Annotated in this window: 16 protein-coding genes; 7 read left to right on the top strand and 9 right to left on the bottom strand. The window is 69.8% G+C overall.

What is annotated here, in order from left to right; all coding sequences use genetic code 11:
* From KIP79_RS44710 to KIP79_RS44690, 5 genes are all read right to left on the bottom strand, one after another.
* On the bottom strand, positions 1–1,680 hold a 1,680-nt coding region (locus KIP79_RS44710; protein ID WP_308170236.1), incomplete at its 3' end, for a type IV secretion system protein.
* 20 nt (positions 1,681–1,700) lie between these two features.
* Positions 1,701–4,184: an ATP-binding protein gene (locus tag KIP79_RS44705; protein WP_214111155.1), complete on the bottom strand. Its 2,484-nt coding sequence runs from the start codon at positions 4,182–4,184 to the stop codon at positions 1,701–1,703.
* Positions 4,177–6,441 carry a TcpE family conjugal transfer membrane protein gene (locus tag KIP79_RS44700; protein ID WP_214111154.1) on the bottom strand — a complete coding sequence of 755 codons (2,265 nt, stop codon included), beginning with the start codon at positions 6,439–6,441 and terminating at the stop codon, positions 4,177–4,179. Before KIP79_RS44700 ends, KIP79_RS44705 begins: the two co-directional genes overlap by 8 nt.
* 30 nt (positions 6,442–6,471) lie before the next feature.
* Complete coding sequence (locus KIP79_RS44695) at positions 6,472–6,729, bottom strand: hypothetical protein (RefSeq protein WP_214111158.1); 258 nt, start codon at positions 6,727–6,729, stop codon at positions 6,472–6,474.
* A gap of 113 nt (positions 6,730–6,842) precedes the next feature.
* On the bottom strand, positions 6,843–7,835 hold the full coding sequence (locus KIP79_RS44690; protein WP_214111153.1) for a conjugal transfer protein: 993 nt from the start codon (positions 7,833–7,835) through the stop codon (positions 6,843–6,845).
* Positions 7,836–8,396: 561 nt separating this feature from the next.
* Between KIP79_RS44690 and KIP79_RS44685 the strand changes: the two genes are divergently transcribed.
* Positions 8,397–9,221, top strand: a complete 825-nt coding sequence (locus KIP79_RS44685; protein ID WP_214111152.1) for an MBL fold metallo-hydrolase — start codon at positions 8,397–8,399, stop codon at positions 9,219–9,221.
* On the opposite strand, the gene ychF is transcribed toward KIP79_RS44685, so the two are convergent.
* A complete protein-coding gene (gene ychF, locus KIP79_RS44680; protein WP_214111151.1) occupies positions 9,222–10,298 on the bottom strand; it encodes a redox-regulated ATPase YchF in 1,077 nt (358 codons plus the stop codon). It abuts the gene before it with no gap.
* A 257-nt stretch (positions 10,299–10,555) separates the two neighbouring features.
* On the opposite strand from ychF, the gene KIP79_RS44675 reads away from it, so the two are divergent.
* Entirely contained in the window at positions 10,556–11,818 is a 1,263-nt protein-coding gene (locus KIP79_RS44675; RefSeq protein WP_214111157.1) for a DNA recombination protein RmuC, read from the top strand.
* A gap of 16 nt (positions 11,819–11,834) precedes the next feature.
* The gene (locus KIP79_RS44670) at positions 11,835–12,368 is read left to right on the top strand and encodes a DUF6542 domain-containing protein (protein ID WP_214111150.1); all 534 of its coding nucleotides are present in this window, start codon (positions 11,835–11,837) and stop codon (positions 12,366–12,368) included.
* A 28-nt stretch (positions 12,369–12,396) separates the two neighbouring features.
* Here KIP79_RS44670 and KIP79_RS44665 read toward each other — a convergent pair whose 3' ends face one another.
* Entirely contained in the window at positions 12,397–13,371 is a 975-nt protein-coding gene (locus KIP79_RS44665) for a 4-hydroxy-3-methylbut-2-enyl diphosphate reductase (RefSeq protein WP_214111149.1), read from the bottom strand.
* Between the two features lie 110 nt (positions 13,372–13,481).
* Here KIP79_RS44665 and KIP79_RS44660 point away from each other — a divergent pair, with 110 nt between their 5' ends.
* The 3 genes from KIP79_RS44660 to KIP79_RS44650 are packed head-to-tail and all read left to right on the top strand — an operon-like array spanning position 13,482 to position 15,744.
* Entirely contained in the window at positions 13,482–14,231 is a 750-nt protein-coding gene (locus KIP79_RS44660) for a hypothetical protein (protein ID WP_214111148.1), read from the top strand.
* A 51-nt stretch (positions 14,232–14,282) separates the two neighbouring features.
* Positions 14,283–15,494, top strand: coding sequence for an exodeoxyribonuclease VII large subunit (gene xseA, locus KIP79_RS44655; protein WP_214111147.1), 1,212 nt, complete (start codon positions 14,283–14,285; stop codon positions 15,492–15,494).
* A gap of 10 nt (positions 15,495–15,504) precedes the next feature.
* Positions 15,505–15,744 (top strand): exodeoxyribonuclease VII small subunit, encoded by a 240-nt coding sequence (locus KIP79_RS44650; protein ID WP_214111146.1) that lies wholly within the window; start codon positions 15,505–15,507, stop codon positions 15,742–15,744.
* A 166-nt stretch (positions 15,745–15,910) separates the two neighbouring features.
* Here the strand turns inward: KIP79_RS44650 and KIP79_RS44645 are convergent, their stop codons facing one another.
* Positions 15,911–16,441 carry a DUF4245 domain-containing protein gene (locus KIP79_RS44645; protein WP_214111145.1) on the bottom strand — a complete coding sequence of 177 codons (531 nt, stop codon included), beginning with the start codon at positions 16,439–16,441 and terminating at the stop codon, positions 15,911–15,913.
* 22 nt (positions 16,442–16,463) lie between these two features.
* Positions 16,464–17,066: a TetR/AcrR family transcriptional regulator gene (locus KIP79_RS44640; protein WP_214111144.1), complete on the bottom strand. Its 603-nt coding sequence runs from the start codon at positions 17,064–17,066 to the stop codon at positions 16,464–16,466.
* A 142-nt stretch (positions 17,067–17,208) separates the two neighbouring features.
* On the opposite strand from KIP79_RS44640, the gene glpX reads away from it, so the two are divergent.
* On the top strand, positions 17,209–18,243 hold the full coding sequence (gene glpX, locus KIP79_RS44635) for a class II fructose-bisphosphatase (RefSeq protein WP_214111143.1): 1,035 nt from the start codon (positions 17,209–17,211) through the stop codon (positions 18,241–18,243).
* The last annotated feature ends 173 nt before the right edge of the window (positions 18,244–18,416 follow it).

Below are 18,416 nucleotides of genomic sequence, written 5' to 3'. Positions count from 1 at the left end.
CCGTACGCCCGTGACCCCCGCCGCCTTCTCGTCCCCGCGCACCATGCCCTGCGCCACCGAGGCCCCGGCCGCGGCCGCCCCGGCCCCGGCGGCCATCGCGGCCGAGTTGATGATCGGCTCCGCCTTGCGCAGCCCCCACCGGCCCACCCGGGCGGCGGCCACCGGCGGCAGCGCGTTGGTGGCCCGTTGCAGCATCGGCGCGCTGGCCGCCTCGCCGAGCATGCGGGTGGTGAGCGTGTGCCCGCTCATCGAGGCGAACAGATGCTGGAACGGCCTGCGGTAGAAGAACACCGCCAGGGTCAGCAGCGCCATGAACATGATCTGCATGCCCCACGGCAGCGGCGTGGAGATGATCAGGGCGTACCCGTACACCAGCACGCCCAGGACCAGGGCCAGCACCGCCTGCCTGAGCAGCGTGCCGACGAGCATCTCCACCCAGCGCATGGCGATGATCCGCCCGGAGCCGGGGTGCACGCCGAGGAGCAGGAAGACCGGCCCGAGAATGAGCAGCAGCAGGAAGCCGATCTTCAGCACCAGCAGCGAGACCGCGACCAGGAAGATCAGCAACCCGGCCACCATGGCGGCGATGAACGCGCCGATGGCCACCCCCAGGCGGCTGGTCCAGTCCTTGCCCTGGAAGAGGAAGAACGACGGGGTGCCCTCCAGCGGCTTGGCGACCTCCTCCTCGTACCGTTTCTGGTGCGTGTCGCTGCCGGGCATCTGCTGGGCCTGCTGCTCGGCCAGGTCGATGGCCTGGATGTCCAGGAGTTTGGCCCCGAAGGTGGCGACGACCGGCGAGTTCGGGTCGGCGGTCCCGAACTGGCCCATCAGCCAGGGCTTGCAGACCAGGGTGGACCAGAGGGCGTCCGCGTTCTGCTCCACGCCCGGGGTGCCGGGCTGGCCGAAGCCGCCCTGGGTGGCGCCGGTGGCGGGGGCGCCCTTCACCGGCAGGCAGGAGGTGCCGTCCGCGCCGGGCAGGCCGGAGAAGGCCGAGTTGACGATCTCGGTGGTCTTGTCGGTGATCGTCTTGCCGACGCCGGTCAGGTCCTGCGGGCGGCTGAAGAACCAGGTGGCCACGGTGACCGCGACCACCATCCAGATGACGCCCTCGGTGGTGGTGGTGGCCCGCTTGCGGAGCAGGCCGTACCAGGCCAGCCAGATGGCCGCGATGATCACGATGGGCCGCAGGAACGGCCAGTACATGGCGTCGGCCAGGTTGGTGACCATGTCGTCGACCACGTTCTTGATCGGCAACAGCGGGCCCTCGGTGGCCGCCGCCTCGTACGTGGTGATGGTCAGCCGGTCGACCGCCTTGGCCCAGGAAAAGATCGTGCTGGCCCAGGCGTTGCCGAGCACCGCGGCCACGTCGGAGCAGCCGAGGTCGTAGGTGTGCCAGAACTGGCCGGCCATGCCGTACTGGGCGTAGTTGGTGAGCTGGCGGTCGGGGGCCACCTCGACCGGGGTGCCCGCGCCGACGCCCGCGCCGGCCGCGGCGCCGGTGTCCCCGGTGTCCGGCGGCGGGGGCTTGATCAGGCCGTCCACGCCGCTGCCGACGATCTCCGGGGCCAGCGAGGAGGACAGGTCGCACGGGCCGGCCGCGCTGGCCGTGCTGAAGGAGAAGACCAGCGGGAGGCTGAGCACGGCGACCAGCGTCACCAGCACCAGCGCCACGCGACGCACCGGGAACCTCCTGGCGAACCTCACGACCGCACCTCCTGCACGACCCCCGGCCTGCTGGGTCCCCCGTTGTGGTGATCCGGCCCGTCGCCGGGCTTCTCGTGCGTCGGGTTGGTGTCCAGCCAGCGCAGGAGTTCCTCGGAGATGAGGTCCACCCCGATCCGGCCCGCCCGGCCGTCCAGGTCGCGGAAGACGCACTCGCCGTTGCCGAGCGAGCGGAGCACCGCCTTGTGCTCCTCCGAGCTGTCCACGCCCAGCAGCTCCAGCACGTGCTCGACCTCTCCCCGTTCGGTCGAGCGGAACGCGAACACCGACGACAGACAGTTGGTGACCTGCTCGTTCAGCAGGTCACCCGCGTTCTGCGAGACCAGCACCAGCGCCGTGTTGCGGGACCGGCCCATCCGCGAGACCTCCGGCACCAGCTTGGCCCCCTCGGGCGTGGACGTGATCGCCCACGCCTCGTCCAGGAAGATCGCCTTCGGGGACCGCCGGTCCAGACTGTTCATCAGCCGCCGCGCGAACTGGGAGACCAGGTAGAGCAGCGCCACCGAGAGCCGCTGCTCGTAGGAGTAGTCGTCGCGGGCGGTGGCCACGTCGGGCAGGGTCAGACCGCCGAGGGTGAACACCGTGGTCCAGCCCTCGGTGTCGATCTGGTCGCCGCCGGACGGGTCGAAGCAGAGCCGGGCCAGGTGCATCTCCGACATCGAGCGGAGCACCGCGCCCAGGTTCTTGGAGGCCGCGTCCTCGGTCTGCTCCAGGTAGTCGATCACCTTGCCGAGCGACGGGTCCGGCTGGTTGGAGACCGCGGCCACCGCCTGGATCATCGCCGACTCGCGCTCCTCCGACATGCGCGGCAGCAGCAGCCGGAGCGTCTCGGTGGCCATCGTCTTCTTGGCCGCGATGTCGTCGCCGAAGGAGAAGGGGTCGAGCAGACCGGGTGCGGCCGATCCCAGCGGGATGATCCGCGCCCTGCGGCCACGTCGCTGCAGCAGTTGCACCAACGACTCGGCGTCTCCCTTCGGGTCGATCACCGCAACGGTAACCCCGCGCAGGGCCATCTGGTAGATCAGCAACAGGGCCAGCGTTGTCTTACCCCCGCCGGGCTCACCGGTGATCGCGATCGCCGTCGGCCGGTTCCTGACCGCCGCCACCAGCGGGTCGAAGTGCACGATGCTCCGCGCCCGCCCCAGCGTCTCCCCGATGTACGGCCCGAGCCACCCGGCGTTGCCCTCGTCCACCCGGTCCCCGAGATCCACGGTCGCGGTGGCCATGCCCCCGGCGATGGTGCGCAGCGGCTGCCGCTGGGCGTACGCGTTGACCCGGACCTTCTCCCCCGGCAGCGCCTCGCAGAACAGCGAGAACTGGTCGCCGGTGGAGTTGACCACGTCGATGCCGAGATCACGGTAGTGCTCGACCACCGCCTCCACCCGCTGCACGCACATCTCCTCGGTGGGGGCGCTCACCGACATGCGGTGCCAGCCGTACACGAAGGGCAGGCGCTCCTTGGTGATGCCGTGCTCCAGCATGCGGGCGGCGTCGATCTGCTCGGCCAGCGCCAGCGGGGCCTCGGCGCCCGCCTCCCGGATGTGGATGTCCATGTCACGGGCGTGCGCCAGCTTGCGGGCCACGTCCTTGCTGGCGCGCACCGGCGGGATCAGCCGCATCCGGCTGGAGATCTCCACCGGGAACGGCAGCTGGTCGCTGAAGTGCAGCCACGGCTCGCCGTCGGGGAACGGCATCAGGTCGGGGAAGCGGGCGAAGGACAGGTGGGCGGTGTAGGAGTCACCGGCCGGCTGCTCGATGCGCAGCAGCGACCTGCCGTTGTGGATCTGGCCCTCCAGCAGGGCCTCGATCTCGCCCCGGCCCCAGCGACGGCGCGGGCTGGCCGAGGGCGGCGGGTCGCCGAGCGCGCCGGTGGCCGAGTGCCGGAACAGCCAGGCGATCTCCACCGAGGTGGCGTGCCTGGCGTACAGGGAGCTGGAGGACAGGGCCCGGCCGAGCCGTTCGGCCGCCTCGGTCCACTTGACCACCTCCCGCTCGGGCACGTGGTCGTCCTCGATGCCGAGCGCCTTCTCCGAGCGCTGGTAGAAGCCGAACACCTGGCCGAGCACGCCGGCGCCCAGCTGGTGACCGCGCGGGCCGAGCCGTACCCCGAGGTAGACCTCCTTGGACCAGAAGTCCTTGGCCCACACGTGCCGGTACATCTCCTCCAGGTAGTCGCGCCAGCCCGAGCCCTCGTCGGAGGTGGCGTTGAGCGCCATCGCCCACTCCGCCGCCGGATAGGTCCGGTGCGCCACCCGCAGGTGCACCTCGGCGTCCGACATGCGGATGGCGGCCAGCGCGATGGTGATGTTGGTGGCCAGCGCCTCGCGCTCCTCGGGGGTGATGAACTCGTAGCTGACCGTGGGCAGCCGGAAGTAGGCCCACGCCGCCGACTCGGTGAGCAGCACGCGGTCGTCGAAGTACCGCACCGCCAGGCGGCTGCGCGCCCGGGACCCCCTAGCCAACGATGCTCTCCCCTCTCGCCGTGGTGAGCCCGCTCGCCACCACGCCCGCCAGCGCCACGTACGCCCGGCGCCCGCCGCCGCGCAGGTCATCCAGGTCGACCGGGCCGGCGCCGGCCAGCTCGTCCTCCCACGGCACCCGCACGATCGCCCGGCACCGGCCGCGCGCCACCGCCTCGGCCCGCTCCACGTCGGCCAGACTCCGCCGGCTCACGCCGTTCACCACCATGACCGCCCGCCGCCGCAGGTCCGCGCAACCGTGTCCGTCCAGCCACTCGTACGTCATGGCCACCGCGTCCGGCGCGTCCGCGCTCGCCGGGGCGACCAGGACCAGCTGGTCGGCGTACGGCAGCAGCCGGGCGGCCAGCGCCGCGGCCGGGTCCATCAGGATCAGCCGGTACTGCTGGTCGAGCAGGCGCATGGCGCGGGCGATGCGCTGGTCGGAGAAGGCCACCCGGTCGGTGATGCGCTGCTCGGCGCCCTCGTCGGCGTCGGCGGCCAGCACGTCCAGGCCGGACGGGCAGCGGGTGGTGAACGCGCCGACCCGGGTGTGCACCCGGTCGATGGCGGCCAGGAACGAGCTGAGCGACTCGGCCGGCCGGCCCGGGATCCTGGTGGTGAGCGTGTTGTCGCCGGTGTTGGCGTCCATGACCAGCACGCCGTCGTCGCGGTGCCGGGCCAGGCTGTGGCCGAGCAGCAGCGCGGTGGTGCTCTGGCCGGCGCCGCCGGTGCAGCCCAGCACCACGATGCGCCGGCTGCCGCTGATCTCGGTGCGCACCCGCGCCTGGTCGTTCTCCATCCCGTCGGTACGGCCGCCGCCGGCGCCGACCACCACCTGGGCCAGGCGGCGCCAGCCGCCGGAGGGGTCTCTGCCGACCACCGACTCGAGGCGGCGGGGCTTGGGCTCCTCGGCGGGCTTGGGGCGGGAGTCGGAACGGTTTTCCGGGCGGGGAACGGGGACGGGGGTGGAGGGCTGACCGGAGAGCACCGGGACCGCCCTGATGGAGACCTGCCGGGCTGGCTCCGCGTGCCTGGGCTGGGGTTCAGGCCTGGGCTGGGGTTCGGCCTTGGGTTCAGCCTTGGGTTCGGCCTTGGGTTCAGCCTTGGGTTCGGCCTTGGGCTGCGGGGTGTCCTGGGCGGGCGGGCTCTGGATGGGAGTGTCCTGGGCCCGGGTGGCCGGGATTGGTGCGGCCGGGATTGGTGCGGCCGGGGTCGGTGTGGCCTGGGGAGTGGCCGCTTCCGGGGATGCGGCGGCCAGGCGGCGGAGGCGGCGGAGCGCCTCGGTGCCGATCGGCGGGCTCTCCGCCGAGGCGGCGACCGGCTCCGGTGTGACAGGGGCCGCCGGTACGGCGGGGGTGGCCGGTACGGCGGGGGCGGCTGGCGGCTCTGACGGCCTGGTCGAGGGCATGACCGGGGGCGCCACCGAGGGCGTGGGCGGCGTGGGCCGGTCGGGTTCGTCGATCGGCTTCCGGTCGGCGACGGGCATCGGATCGATGACGGGCTTCGGGTCCGGAACCGCGAAGATCGGCTTTCCCGTGGGCTTGGCCGTACCCAGGGCGGGTCGGGGCATGGGGTCGGGCGCCCACCGGCGGGGGGGCTGGCCGGGAGCCGGGACCTGGGTGACAGCCGGAGTGGTCGCCTGACCCGTGCCTGCGGTCGCCTGGCTCACCTGGATCGCCTGGCTCGCCTGAGCGGCCTGCGCGGCGGCCTTGGCCACGGCGGGGCGGACGGTTCCGGGCAGGTGGCGCTCCGGGCTCCACGGCTCGGTGGCCTTCTTCCGCTTGACCGACGGCTTGGCCCCCTGCTTGACGGTCACCTTGGCGGTGGCCTTGGCCGTGACCGGCACGCGGGACGCGGCGGTCTGGGCGTGCTTGGCCTGGGCCGGACGACGCCGCGTGCCCCGCCAGACGCGGACCTGGAAGACCACCTCGTCGGGTTCGGAGGTGGGCGCCAGGCGGCACCAGCTCCGTGGCTCCGACAGATACCTCGCCTGGGACTGGAGCAGCTCGGTGAGGCGCTTGCCCTCGATCACCGGCCGGGTGGAGAGCCAGGTGACGATGCCGGGCGGAACCAGGTAGACCACGTGCCAGGGCGCGTCGAACCGCAGGCCGACAAGCTGGAGGAAGACCCACCACGGCGCGCTGACGCCGATGAAGACACCGATCCAGACGATGGGGAGCGGCATGGGCAGCCGTAGGTCGTACAGCTTGTAGAGCCGCTTCTCAATTCGCCAGATATTGGTATATGTAGGCAGGTCCACCCGATCCTCCTCTCCGCAGCGTGCCAGGCGTCACTGGATGCCAAGCGCCCCCGCGATCGCCTTCGCGGTCACCTCGATGATGTTGGGCACGTAGAAGATCACGCCAATCGCGATCGCCAGCAGGATGAACTGAACGAACCGCGTGATCTCCCGGGTGAAGAGGAAGAAGAGCGCCACCACCGAGACGATCACCAGAAACAGCGGCGCGAAGAACCGGCGGAGGAATTCGGCCAGTCCTTCGGTGTTGATTCCGGTGCCCGGCGCGGCGGGCGTCGGGGTAAAGGCCAGGGGGTCCGCCCCGGACAGCAGCTGGCCTGTCGTGGCGGTCTCAACAATCGTGTGCAGAATCAATTCTCGCCCTCCCGGGGGTATGGATCAGCGACAGCTCGGTCGGCCATGCGTTACCCCACGGACCGGCCCGCACCCTGGATCCGCTCGACGAGCCACTTCTCGCCCTGCCTCTCCAAGGAGAGCTGGTAGGCCTGTTCGAGACCGGCCGGTTGCGCCGCCGGGTCGCCGGTCGGCGCCGCGGTCGCGTTGCCGGGCCCGGACGGCACCGCCCAGACGACCACTACGGTGATCTCCCGGCCGGCCTCGCCACCCTTCGGAACGATCACGTCGGTGAGCTGCGCCAGCGTGAACGCGCCGCCAAGTCCTTCGATGAAGGTGCCGTCCGTCGCGTACAGCCGGAGCTCGGCCGCGTTGCCCGACGCGTACGCCTTGAAGAAGCCCTCCAGGGTCGGGCGGAGCTGGTCCTCCAGCGCGTTGTCCCGGTCGGGGTCGGCCACGGCGGGCAGATCGGCGGCGGGCGGCGCGGGCAGCAGCGCGGGCCGCCCGGACACCACGAAACGCTGGCCGGAACGGTACACCGGCACCGAGAGCATCCACCGGCGGCTGCCGGACTGGAAACTTACCACGACGGTGGCATTGTCCCCGTCCGGCGCCACGTCGATGCTCTGGAATTGAATGGCGCCGGCCGACATGCGGCCGTATCCATTCCAGCCGAAACGGCGGTCCACGCCCGGCGCGAGAAATGCGGTGAGCCGTTCGTCACGCTGGCCGGGATTATTCGCGTCGAAATTCAAATAGACCGCGGCGAACTGGCCGGCGAATCCTGCGGCCTGCTGGATGGGAAATGCACTCGCCCCGGTGGGGGCCGGCGCGGCCGGGTTCTCGTCCCGGGTCAGCCGTTCGAACGGGGCGCGCACCCCGTTGACCACGATCACGATGATGAGCGCCCAGAGGATCGCCCGTCCGGTCCACACGAGCCAGCGGCCCCCGCCACCGCTCCAGCCGCGCCGCCGGATCGGCGCCGAGTCAAGATCAGGCAACGGGTACGACTCGGGGTCGCCAGCGATCCGAGGATCCTGCTGGACGGTTGACCTGCGAGCCATCACGCCTCCGCTCGCGCCTGTCCCCCCGGTCGGCGCGGTGTTGTCTTACTCTCGATCCGGTTATCCACGTTGAAGTATTCACCCTAGCGGTCCCGCCAATTGTTCCAGGAAAGCCACGCCCATGCTGTGCGCATCTAAGTAACCGGCCAAACCGAGTCTGCATGAGACGTGATGTGGCCGTACCGACACGTACGACCACGAAACGACGTCTTAGCAGGCCAGCGGCCCGGCGTATTACCAAGGGGTCAGCGAGAGCTATCCAAACAGCTCGGAGAGTCCTACCTGTGGATTTACCCGCGATGGTCAGGAAGCGTCAGAACTTCCAGCGAAACTCCGGACGACCGAACCACGGCCTCACCCCTAGCCAGCAGCGCCAGAAGGCCGGACCTCCGCTGCTGACACGGGCTGCGCACCCCCTCAGCTGGGGGAGTCCCCCGCCCTCAAAGGCCCGCATCCGAGGGATGCCGATCCTCGCTCGACGATCCGAGAGTTGACCCCGTCACGGCCGTCCGACCACGGACCGCCGCGGAGCCGGCCGCCTGCGCGCAGAAGGAGAGAGCGATGACCTACCCCGTCCCCGTCACCGAGCCCGTCGAACTCGCCCCCGAGACGTTCCTCGTCACCAACATGGTCCAGCTCGGGCCCGGCCAGTTCCTGTCGGTGAACTCGATGCTGATCCGCGGCGAGGAGCCCGTCATCGTCGACACCGGCGCGCCCATGCACCGCGAGCTCTGGCTCGACCAGGTGTTCAACCTCGTCGACCCCAAGGATGTCCGCTGGGTGTTCCTCTCACACGACGACGGAGATCACATCGGCGCCCTGCACGACGTCCTCGACCTGTGCCCCAACGCCACCCTGGTCGCGAACTTCTTCACGACCGAACGGCTCCGCCTGGAGCAGCCCCTTCCGCTGCCGCGGATGATCTGGCGGGAACCCGGCGAATACTTCGACGCCGGCGACCGCCGGCTGCGGCTGGTGCTCCCCCCGATCTTCGACGGGCCGACCACCCGCGGCCTGCTCGACGAACGCACCGGCGTGATGTGGGCGGTCGACTCCTTCGCCGCACTGGTGCCTGAAGTCGTCCACCACGCCCAGGACGTCCCCAGCGACCTCTACAACGAGTCGTTCGCCATGCTCAACAGCCTCATCTCGCCGTGGCACCAGTGGCTCGACCCGATCAGGTACGGCCACCACATCGACAGCGTGGAGGCCCACCGGCCGGCCGTCGTGGCCACGGCGCACGGCCCGGTGCTGACCGGTCCCGCCATCCACGACGCCTTCGACCAGGTCCGTGACATGGCCGGCCAACCGGTCACGGACCGGCCCCGCCAGTCGGTGCTCGAGGAGTTGCTCGCCGACCTGAAGCAGCCGGAGCGACAGCCCTGATCAGACGTTGAAGCGGAACTCGACCACGTCACCGTCGCGCATGACGTAGTCCTTGCCCTCGATCCTGGCCTTGCCCGCCGAGCGGGCGGCGGCCACCGAACCGGCTTCCATCAGGTCCTCGAAGGAGATGACCTCGGCCTTGATGAAGCCGCGCTGGAAGTCGGTGTGGATGACGCCGGCGGCCTCGGGGGCGGTGGAGCCCTTCTTGATGGTCCAGGCCCTGGTCTCCTTGGGGCCGGCGGTCAGGTAGGTCTGGAGGCCGAGGGTGTTGAAGCCGACCCGGGCCAGCTGGGCCAGGCCGGACTCCTCCTGACCGACGGACTGGAGCAGTTCCAGGGCCTCGTCGTCGGGCAGCTCGACCAGCTCGGACTCGATCTTGGCGTCCAGGAAGACCGCCTCGGCCGGGGCGACCAGCGCCGACAGGCGGGCCCGCAGTTCGGCGTCGACCAGCTCGTCGGCGTCCAGGTTGAAGACGTAGAGGAACGGCTTGGCGGTGAGCAGGTGGAGCTCGCGCAGGTCGGCCAGATCCACGCCGGCGGCGTAGAGCGTGGTGCCGGAGTCGAGGATCTTGCCGGCGGCCTCCACGGCGTCCAGCACGGCCTTGCGCTCCTTGTTGACCTTGGCCTCCTTCTGCAGCCGGGGCAGCGCCTTCTCGATGGTCTGCAGGTCGGCCAGGATGAGCTCGGTGTTGATCGTCTCGATGTCCCGCTCGGGGGACACCGCGCCGTCCACGTGGGTCACGTCGGGATCGCTGAAGACCCGGATGACCTGGCAGATGGCGTCGGTCTCGCGGATGTTGGCGAGGAACTGGTTGCCCCGGCCCTGCCCCTCGGAGGCCCCCTTCACCAGCCCCGCGATGTCCACGAACTCCACCTTGGCGGGAAGCAGCTTGGCGGAGTTGTGGATGGTCGCCAGCTGCGCCAGACGCCCGTCAGGAACGCCGACGATCCCAACATTGGGCTCGATCGTGGCGAACGGGTAGTTCGCCGCGAGCGCGTTGGCGCTCTTGGTCAGCGCGTTGAAGAGGGTGGACTTGCCGACGTTGGGCAGCCCGACGATCCCGATGCTCAAGCTCACGGAAGCGAAGTTTACCGGCCGGACCGGCAGATCCTGGCCGAGCGGGCGCCCAGCGCATGGCGGGGCGGGCTGGAGGTTCTCCTGGGAACGCCTGATTTCCGGGGAAACACGATCGCCGGGACGACGGTCAAGCCCGTCGCGGGAGCACGTATGCTCTTGGTAGCCAGAGAGCAACTCTGAGTAATGGAAGCGTTCGATGCAAGCGCGCCTCCCCCTTCGGACGGGAAAGGACTGGGATCATCGACGGCGTGGACGTCATGGCGCTCATGGTGGGCCTGGCGGCCGGGCTGGCCATCGGCTACCTGCTCGGCCGGGTCAGGGTGACCACCGGGCTGGCCGACGCCCAGGCCAGGGCCCGGGCGGCCGAAGAGAAACTCGGTTACGTGGAGGAGCAGCTCACCGAGCGTTTCCAGGCGCTGTCCGCCCGCGCGCTCGACCTCAACAACCTGCGCTTCCTCGAGCTGGCCGAGAACCGGCTGAACACCACCCGCGCCGAGGCGGCCGGCGACCTGGAGCAGCGCCGCCAGGCGGTGGAGAATCTGGTCGCCCCGCTCCGGGAGACCCTCGCCAAGGTGGAGACCCAGCTCCGGGAGAGCGAGCTCGGCGCCCGGGCGGCCAGGGCCGAGCTGGCCCAGCAGATGGAGTTCGTGCGCAACAGCTCCGAGCAGCTCAAAGCCCAGACCACCGCGCTGGTGAGCGCGCTGCGCCGTCCGGAGGCGCGCGGGCGGTGGGGGGAGCTCCAGTTACGCCGGGTGGCGGAGATCGCCGGCATGGCCCGGTTCTGCGACTTCGACGAGCAGGTGAGCGCGGTCACCCCCGACGGTGTGGTCCGCCCCGACATGATCGTCCGGTTGTCGGGCGGGAAGAACATCGTGGTCGACTCGAAGGTCTCGCTCGCGGCGTACCTGGAGGCGGCCGAGGCGGGCGACCCCGACCTGGCCGGGGCCCGGCTCGACGCGCACGCCCGGCACGTGCGGGAGCACGTGGACCGGCTGGCCGCCAAGACCTACTGGCAGGCGTTCAGCCCCGCGCCCGAGTTCATGGTGCTCTTCATCCCCGGCGAGGCCTTCCTCGCCCCCGCCCTGGAGCGGGACCCCGGGTTGCTGGAGTACGCGATGGCCAAGCGGGTGCACATCGCCACCCCCACCACCCTGATCACCATGCTCCGCACCGCGCAGTACGCCTGGCAGCAGGCCGCGCTCAGCGAGAACGCCCGCGCCGTCTTCGACCTGGGCAAGGAGCTGTACGAGCGGCTCGGACACCTGGGGCGGAACGTGGACGGGCTGGGGCGCTCGCTGGCCAAGGCCGTCGCCGCCTACAACCGGACGGTGGGGTCGCTGGAGAACCGGGTACTGGTGAGCGCACGGAAAATGACCGAACTCGGACTGGCCGACGGGTCGCTCACGGCCCCGCTGCCGGTCGAGGAGTTGCCACGGCCGCTCTCGGTCCCGGAACTGGTGGGCGAAGAGCAGGTAAGCGGCACCCCTGTCTCGTTGCCGAACGGTAAGTTGAGCCTCTAGGAAGGGGGCTGCGACCATGAAACTGACCGCGCGCGGTGCGGTCACGCTGCTGTTCGTGATCACATTGCTCGGCCAGCTGGTCGCGCCCGGCCCGGCCTTTCTGCTCGGCTGCCTGGCCGCGGTCACTCTGGTGAATCCCCGCGATCTGCTGGCGCTGGTGGTGACGCCGCCGCTGGTCTTCTTCCTGGCCGCGCTCTTCATCGAGACGGTGCGCGCACTGCGTACCGACTCGCTGCTGCAGTCGCTCGGGCTCGGCATGTTCACCACGCTCTCCGCGGCGGCGCCCTGGCTCTTCGTGGGCTCCGCGGCGATCCTGGGCATCGCGTGGTTCCGCGGCCTGCCCGAGAACATCCGCGCCGTCCGGCACGAGGCGCGCAACCGCGTGCCCAAGCCCCGCCGGGCGCCCACGCCGTCCTTCGCCCCGGAGCCGGAAGGCTATTTCGAGCCCCGGGTGTACGGCACCGCCAAGACCAACACCACTACCGCCGCCAAGCCGGTCACCAAGCCGGTCGCCAAGCCGCCGGTCAAGGCCGCGAAGGAGGAGTCCTGATTTCCGGCGTCCGGGCCCGGGTCGGGGGCTAGGCGCGGAGGTTCTTGCGGAGTTCGTGGGGCAGGGCGAAGCGCATGCGCTCCTGGACGGACTCGACTTCCTGGACATCGCTGAAGCCGTGCGCGGACAGTTTCCGGAGCACGCCATCGACGAGGATCTCCGGAACCGAGGCGCCGCTGGTGACGCCGACCGTGGTGACGCCGTCCAGCCAGGAGTCCTGGACGAAGGACTCGTCGTCGACCAGGTAGGCGGCGTCGGCGCCGTAGTCCAGGGCCACCTCGACCAGGCGCTTGGAGTTGGAGGAGTTGCCGGAGCCGACCACGATCACCAGGTCGGACTGGGCGGCGATCTCCTTGACCGCGGTCTGGCGGTTGGAGGTGGCGTAGCAGATGTCGTCGCTGGGCGGATCGATCAGGTTGGGGAACCGATCCTTGAGCCGGGTCACCGTCTCGTTGGTCTCGTCCACCGAGAGCGTGGTCTGGGAGAGCCAGACGACCTTCTGCGGGTCGCGCACAGTGACATTGGCCACATTGTCCAGTCCGTCGACCAACTGCACGTGGTCGGGCGCCTCACCGGCGGTGCCCTCGACCTCCTCGTGGCCCTCGTGGCCGATCAGCAGGATGTCGTAGTCCTGCGCGGCGAACCGCCTGGCCTCGTTGTGCACCTTGGTGACCAGCGGACATGTCGCGTCGATGGTCCTGAGCCGGCGGTCGGCCGCCTCTGCGTGCACGGCCGGGGAGACACCGTGGGCGGAAAAAACCACGATGGCGCCCTCGGGGACCTCCTCGGTCTCGTCCACGAAGATCGCACCACGGGTTTCCAACGTCTTGACCACGTAAGTGTTGTGCACAATCTGTTTGCGCACGTAGATTGGCGCGCCGTACTGGGCAAGCGCCTTCTCGACCGCTTCGACCGCACGATCCACGCCCGCGCAGTAGCCGCGCGGTTTGGCAAGCAATACGCGTCGGCGGTCAGATATGGTCGCGGCGGTCTGTGACGTCATGGTCTCATGCTACGTGGAGCGACAGCCGCCTCCCGGCCTCTCGGCGACTTAACCCGATATGAGACGGTCTTGCGAGACGGATCGTCCAATAGAACTTTCTTGGAGTTGTGATGTCCGTCCTTCGAACCCTCACCCAGCCTCTCCGCGACGCGTACGAACACCGGGACGAGCTCAAGGAGAAGGCCAAGGATCTGCCGATGGTGGTGATCCAGACGGCGCTCAGCGGTCTGGGGCACGCGCTGCTCATCACCGACCGGGTCCGTACCACCATCAAGCGTCTGACCAGCCCGCAGGGGGACACCGAGCAGGCGGCTCCGGCCACGCCGGCCGCCGACTCCGCGCCGGTCGAGGAGAAGCCGGCCCGCCGCGAACCGGTCATCTTCGCTCCCCGCCCGACGAAGTCCGCCCCCGAGGATACGGCGGCGGATGCCGGGCAGGTGGCTGAGAAGGTCGCTCCTCGTACCCAGGAGAAGGTCGCTGCCGAGGCGGAGGAAGCGGTGCCCGGGGCGGATGTCGCGGATGTTCACGGCAAGCCGGAGCCTGTCATCGTCACGCCCGCGAAACCGGAGGCCGCTTCAACGGCACCGGCAGAGGCCCCTTCAACGACGGCAGCAGAGGCCGCGGCGGAGACCTCTTCGGCGACGGCAACGGAGGCCGAGGGGGCTGCGAAGGCTGCGGGGCTCGTGGAGCCGATTCCCGGGTATTCGGGGTTGACGGTCGCCTCGCTGCGGGCGCGGATGCGGGGCAGGTCCGTCGAAGATTTGCAGGTGCTGGTCGACTACGAGCAGGCGACCAGCGGCCGGGACGAGGTCATCGCCATGTACCGCAAGCGGATCGCCAAGCTCCAGGCCGGGAGTTGACGGCCGGTCCTGTCGGTGGGGACGGTTACGCTGCCGACAGGGAGGTGGGCGGTGGGCGCGAAGACGTCTCCGGAAGAGCCGCTGCCGGTGCGGTCGGTGCTCCAGATGGTGGCGCAGTGGATCAGCCGTCTCGGCACGGTCTGGGTCGAGGGGCAGATCACCGAGCTCACCGCGCGCGGCGGCACGGTGTTCATGACTCTGCGGGACCCGGTGGCCAACGTCTCGGCGCGGGTCACCTGCGCCCGGAACGTGTACGAGGCGAGTCTGCCCCGTCCCGTTGACGGCGCCCGCGTGGTCGTCCACGTCAAGGCCGACTTCTGGGTCAACCGCGGTTCTTTCGCGTTCACCGCGCTGGAGATCCGCCCGGTCGGGATCGGTGAGCTGCTGGCCCGGCTGGAGCGGCTGCGTCAGGTGCTGGCGGCCGAAGGGTTGTTCAACACCGACCGCAAGCGGCGGCTGCCGTTCCTGCCCGGCACCATCGGGCTGGTCTGCGGGCGGGATTCCGCGGCCGAGCGGGATGTGCTGGAGAACGCCCGCCGGCGCTGGCCGGCCGTGCGATTCAAGATCGAGACTGTCGCCGTGCAGGGGTCGTTCGCGGTGGCCGAGGTGACCGAGGCGCTCCGGAAGCTCGACGCGGATCGTGAGGTCGACGTCATCATCGTGGCCCGGGGCGGTGGTTCGCTGGAGGATCTGCTGCCGTTCTCGGACGAGTCGCTGGTGCGTGCGGTGGCGGCCTGCCGGACGCCGGTGGTGAGTGCGATCGGGCACGAGCAGGACAGTCCGCTGCTGGATCTGGTGGCCGATCTGCGGGCATCCACGCCTACCGACGCCGCCAAGAAGGTCGTGCCGGATGTCGGGGAGCAACTCGCGCTCATCCACCAGTTGCGGGATCGTGGGCGGCGGGTTCTCGGGGGGTGGCTGGAGCGGGAGCTTTCCTGGCTGCGGTCGGTGCGGTCCCGGCCGTCCCTGGCCGATCCCGTCCGGGAACTGGACCGGCGCGCCGAGCAGGTGGACGCGCTGCGCGAGCGGTCCCGGCGCTGTCTGACCTCGTCCCTTGATCGTTCGCAGGACGACCTGGAACATCTGCGTGCCCGTCTGGTGGCCCTCTCGCCCGCCGCCACCCTCGAACGCGGCTACGCGATCGTGCAACGTCCCTCCGGCGAGGTGGTCCGTGCCGCTCGCGACCTCTCCCCCGGGCAGAACCTCACCGTCCGCTTCCCCGACGACCGCGTCAGCGTCACCGTCGCCGACGGCGCCCCCTAGGGTGGAATCCGTGTCCGAGGAGAATCAGACGCCGTCCTACGAGCGAGCCCGCGAAGAACTCACCGAGGTCGTCCGCCGTCTCGAAACCGGCGGCCTAACCCTCGAACAGTCCATAGAACTCTGGGAACGCGGCGAAAAACTAGCCACCATCTGCGAAAACTGGCTCCAGGGCGCCCGCGTAAAACTAGCCGCCGCCCTAGCCCAACGCGAACCCCAACCCCCAAACTCCCCCAACGACACTCCCTTCTAGCACCCTTGGGCGGGGAGGATCGCTTGCCGTGGGACTCCCCAACCCTTCCGCCCTCCGGCCGGATCCGACTCCGCCGGGGTGCTCGGTTGCCGCCTGGCCCACGCGGAAGTCGATTGCCGATGAGTGGGTGGATGGTCCACGGCGAGCGGTGGTGGAGCCGTGTGGATTAGGTGGGTTTGGGGGCTGGGGTGAGGGTGGTGGCGAGGGTGGTTAGTTCCTGCCAGGTGGCTGAGCCGGTGATGATGATGGTGTAGTTGGGGTGGACGCGGACCAGGGAGCGTTGGTCTTTGTCTTGGCGGTAGCGCTGTTGCCAGGTTTCGCCGGAGATTTGCTGGGTGCCGGTGACGGTGGCGGTGTTGGCCATGCGGTCGGCGAATCCGGCGGAAGGGGATTCGTTGCTCTGGGCCAGCATGGCGTGCAGGTGTCCGGCGGTGGCGAAACCGAGGCGCCAGGTGAGGGTGCCCTTGTCGTTGGTGACGCGGGAACTGGTGGGAGTCCAGCCAGAGGGCACCGCGGAGGGCACTTCGACCTGGTAGGGCGCCAGACGCGCCGCGTTGGCCGTGTCGATCGTGTAGTCCACCCGGGGAATGTGCCGAGTCCGGCTCTGGGGCGTGACCAGCAGAAAGACCCCGACCGCCGCCAGGCAGACGAGCAGCGCGAACGCATAGCCGTACAGGCCCTGGGTGAATTGGCGCACGCCAGGAGACTACCGGCAGTGGTCAGCGGGGTCGTAGCCGGGCGATGAGCTGAAGAGCCTCTTCCGACATACGCCGCGCGGCGGCGGGATCCTCAGACAGGGTGACCTCCTGAACAACCCCGGCAAGCGCCCCGGTGATGACGATGACCAGAGCGTCCTGGTTCTCGAAGAGCGTCGCGTTACGCCCCGCCCACTGACGGAGCCGCTCCCGCATGATGACCTCGAACCCCGGCGGCCCGTCCCCGCGCAGGAAGAGCGCGGCCAGATCCCGTTCCACCAGGCAGCCGTCGAGGTAGGCCCGGGCCCCTGCCAGGAAGAGCGACATCGGCTCGGACTCCCCCGCCTGCCGAGCCTCCTGCACGGCCTGTTTGGTCCGAAGTGTCTGCCGATTCTGAAAATCCTCGAAAAGCGCCAGATAAAGATCAGCTTTACCGGAGAAGTGATGGTAAAGACTCCCGACACTGGCCCCGGCCCGCTGCACCACGTCGGTAACCCCGGCCTCGGCGAATCCGCTGCTGACGAAGACCTCCCGGGCGGCTTCCAGGAGCGCGCCACGGGTGGCGGCCCCGCGCTCGGACGTGCGCACGGTGACCGGATGCTCGGTGGCGCTCGTGTCGCTGCTCATGGAGGCGACATTATCCCGCGCTCCCTCGTCAGGAGGGTCAACCGCCAGAGCCCGGGGTGCGCCTGATGTCCGATTCGGGGCACCAACTACGATCGATCACGTCGCTCACGGGTAGGGAAAGAACCACCTTAAGGAGCTCGATATGTCGGACCAAACGTCTGTACCCGCCCCCCTGGCCACCGCCGAGCACGCGCCCGACCGCAACCTGGCCCTGGAGCTGGTTCGGGTGACCGAGGCCGCGGCGATGGCGAGCGCCCGGTGGGTCGGCCGCGGTGACAAGAACGGCGCCGACGGCGCGGCCGTGAACAGTATGCGCCAGCTGATCAACACCGTGTCCATGCAGGGGGTGGTGGTGATCGGCGAAGGGGAGAAGGATCACGCGCCCATGCTCTTCAACGGGGAGCACGTGGGCGACGGCACCGGCCCCGAGTGTGACGTGGCGGTGGACCCGATCGACGGGACCCGCCTGTGCGCGCTGGGCATGAACAGCGCCATCTCGGTGATCGCGGTCAGTCCGCGTGGCTCTATGTACGACTCCTCCAAGGTGTTCTACATGGAGAAACTGGTTACCGGGCCGGATGCTGCGGCGGCCGTGGACATCAACGCGCCGGTGGCGCACAACATCGGGGCGGTGGCGAAGGCCAAGGGGGGCAAGCCGTCTGATGTGACGGTGGTCATCCTGGATCGGCCCCGGCACGACCAGATCGTTCGGGATATCCGGGAGACCGGGGCCCGGATCAAGTTCATCACCGATGGGGACGTGGCTGGGGCGATCATGGCCGCCCGGGCGGGCACCGGGATCGATCTACTGCTCGGTATCGGCGGTACCCCGGAGGGCACGGTGGCGGCCTGCGCCATGAAGTGCCTTGGGGGCGTTATTCAGGGCAAGCTCTGGCCTCAGGACGATGAGGAACGGCGCCGGGCGCTGGACGCGGGGCTTGACGTCGACCAGGTGTTGCACACCGACGACCTGGTCAGCTCTGACGACGTGTTCTTCGCCGCTACCGGGATCACCGATGGTGAGTTGATGCACGGCGTACGCTACAAGGGCGGCGCGGCGGTTACCGACTCGCTGGTGATGCGTGGTCGTTCCGGCACCATCCGCAAGATCGAGAGCGAGCACCAGCTCTGGAAGCTTGCCGCCTACAGCGCGATCAACTTCGACACAGCGCTCTGACGCGAAATCCAACACCGGCCCGGCTCCGCCGTTCGTCTGGCATGCCTGTCCCACCCCCTGGCCTCCGGTCGAACCCGGCTGCCGGGCAGGTGCTCTCGCACTCGTACGCCGAAATCGAGATTGCTGTGGAACTCCCACCCACCCACCCCCCCCCCCCTCCCGGTCCGGGTCCG

The organism is Acrocarpospora catenulata, from assembly GCF_018476525.1.
Lineage (GTDB): Bacteria > Actinomycetota > Actinomycetes > Streptosporangiales > Streptosporangiaceae > Acrocarpospora > Acrocarpospora catenulata.
This window is presented reverse-complemented; position numbering and strand designations above follow the sequence as displayed.

Bases quoted from the DNA above. Each gene is read 5' to 3' on its own strand.
- glpX (WP_214111143.1), top strand. From the start codon at position 17,209: ATGTCGGACCAAACGTCTGTACCCGCCCCCCTGGCCACCGCCGAGCAC.
- KIP79_RS44670 (WP_214111150.1), top strand. From the start codon at position 11,835: ATGAAACTGACCGCGCGCGGTGCGGTCACGCTGCTGTTCGTGATCACA.
- KIP79_RS44660 (WP_214111148.1), top strand. From the start codon at position 13,482: ATGTCCGTCCTTCGAACCCTCACCCAGCCTCTCCGCGACGCGTACGAA.
- KIP79_RS44685 (WP_214111152.1), top strand. From the start codon at position 8,397: ATGACCTACCCCGTCCCCGTCACCGAGCCCGTCGAACTCGCCCCCGAG.
- KIP79_RS44690 (WP_214111153.1), bottom strand. From the start codon at position 7,835: ATGGCTCGCAGGTCAACCGTCCAGCAGGATCCTCGGATCGCTGGCGAC.
- KIP79_RS44665 (WP_214111149.1), bottom strand. From the start codon at position 13,371: ATGACGTCACAGACCGCCGCGACCATATCTGACCGCCGACGCGTATTG.
- KIP79_RS44640 (WP_214111144.1), bottom strand. From the start codon at position 17,066: ATGAGCAGCGACACGAGCGCCACCGAGCATCCGGTCACCGTGCGCACG.
- KIP79_RS44675 (WP_214111157.1), top strand. From the start codon at position 10,556: ATGGCGCTCATGGTGGGCCTGGCGGCCGGGCTGGCCATCGGCTACCTG.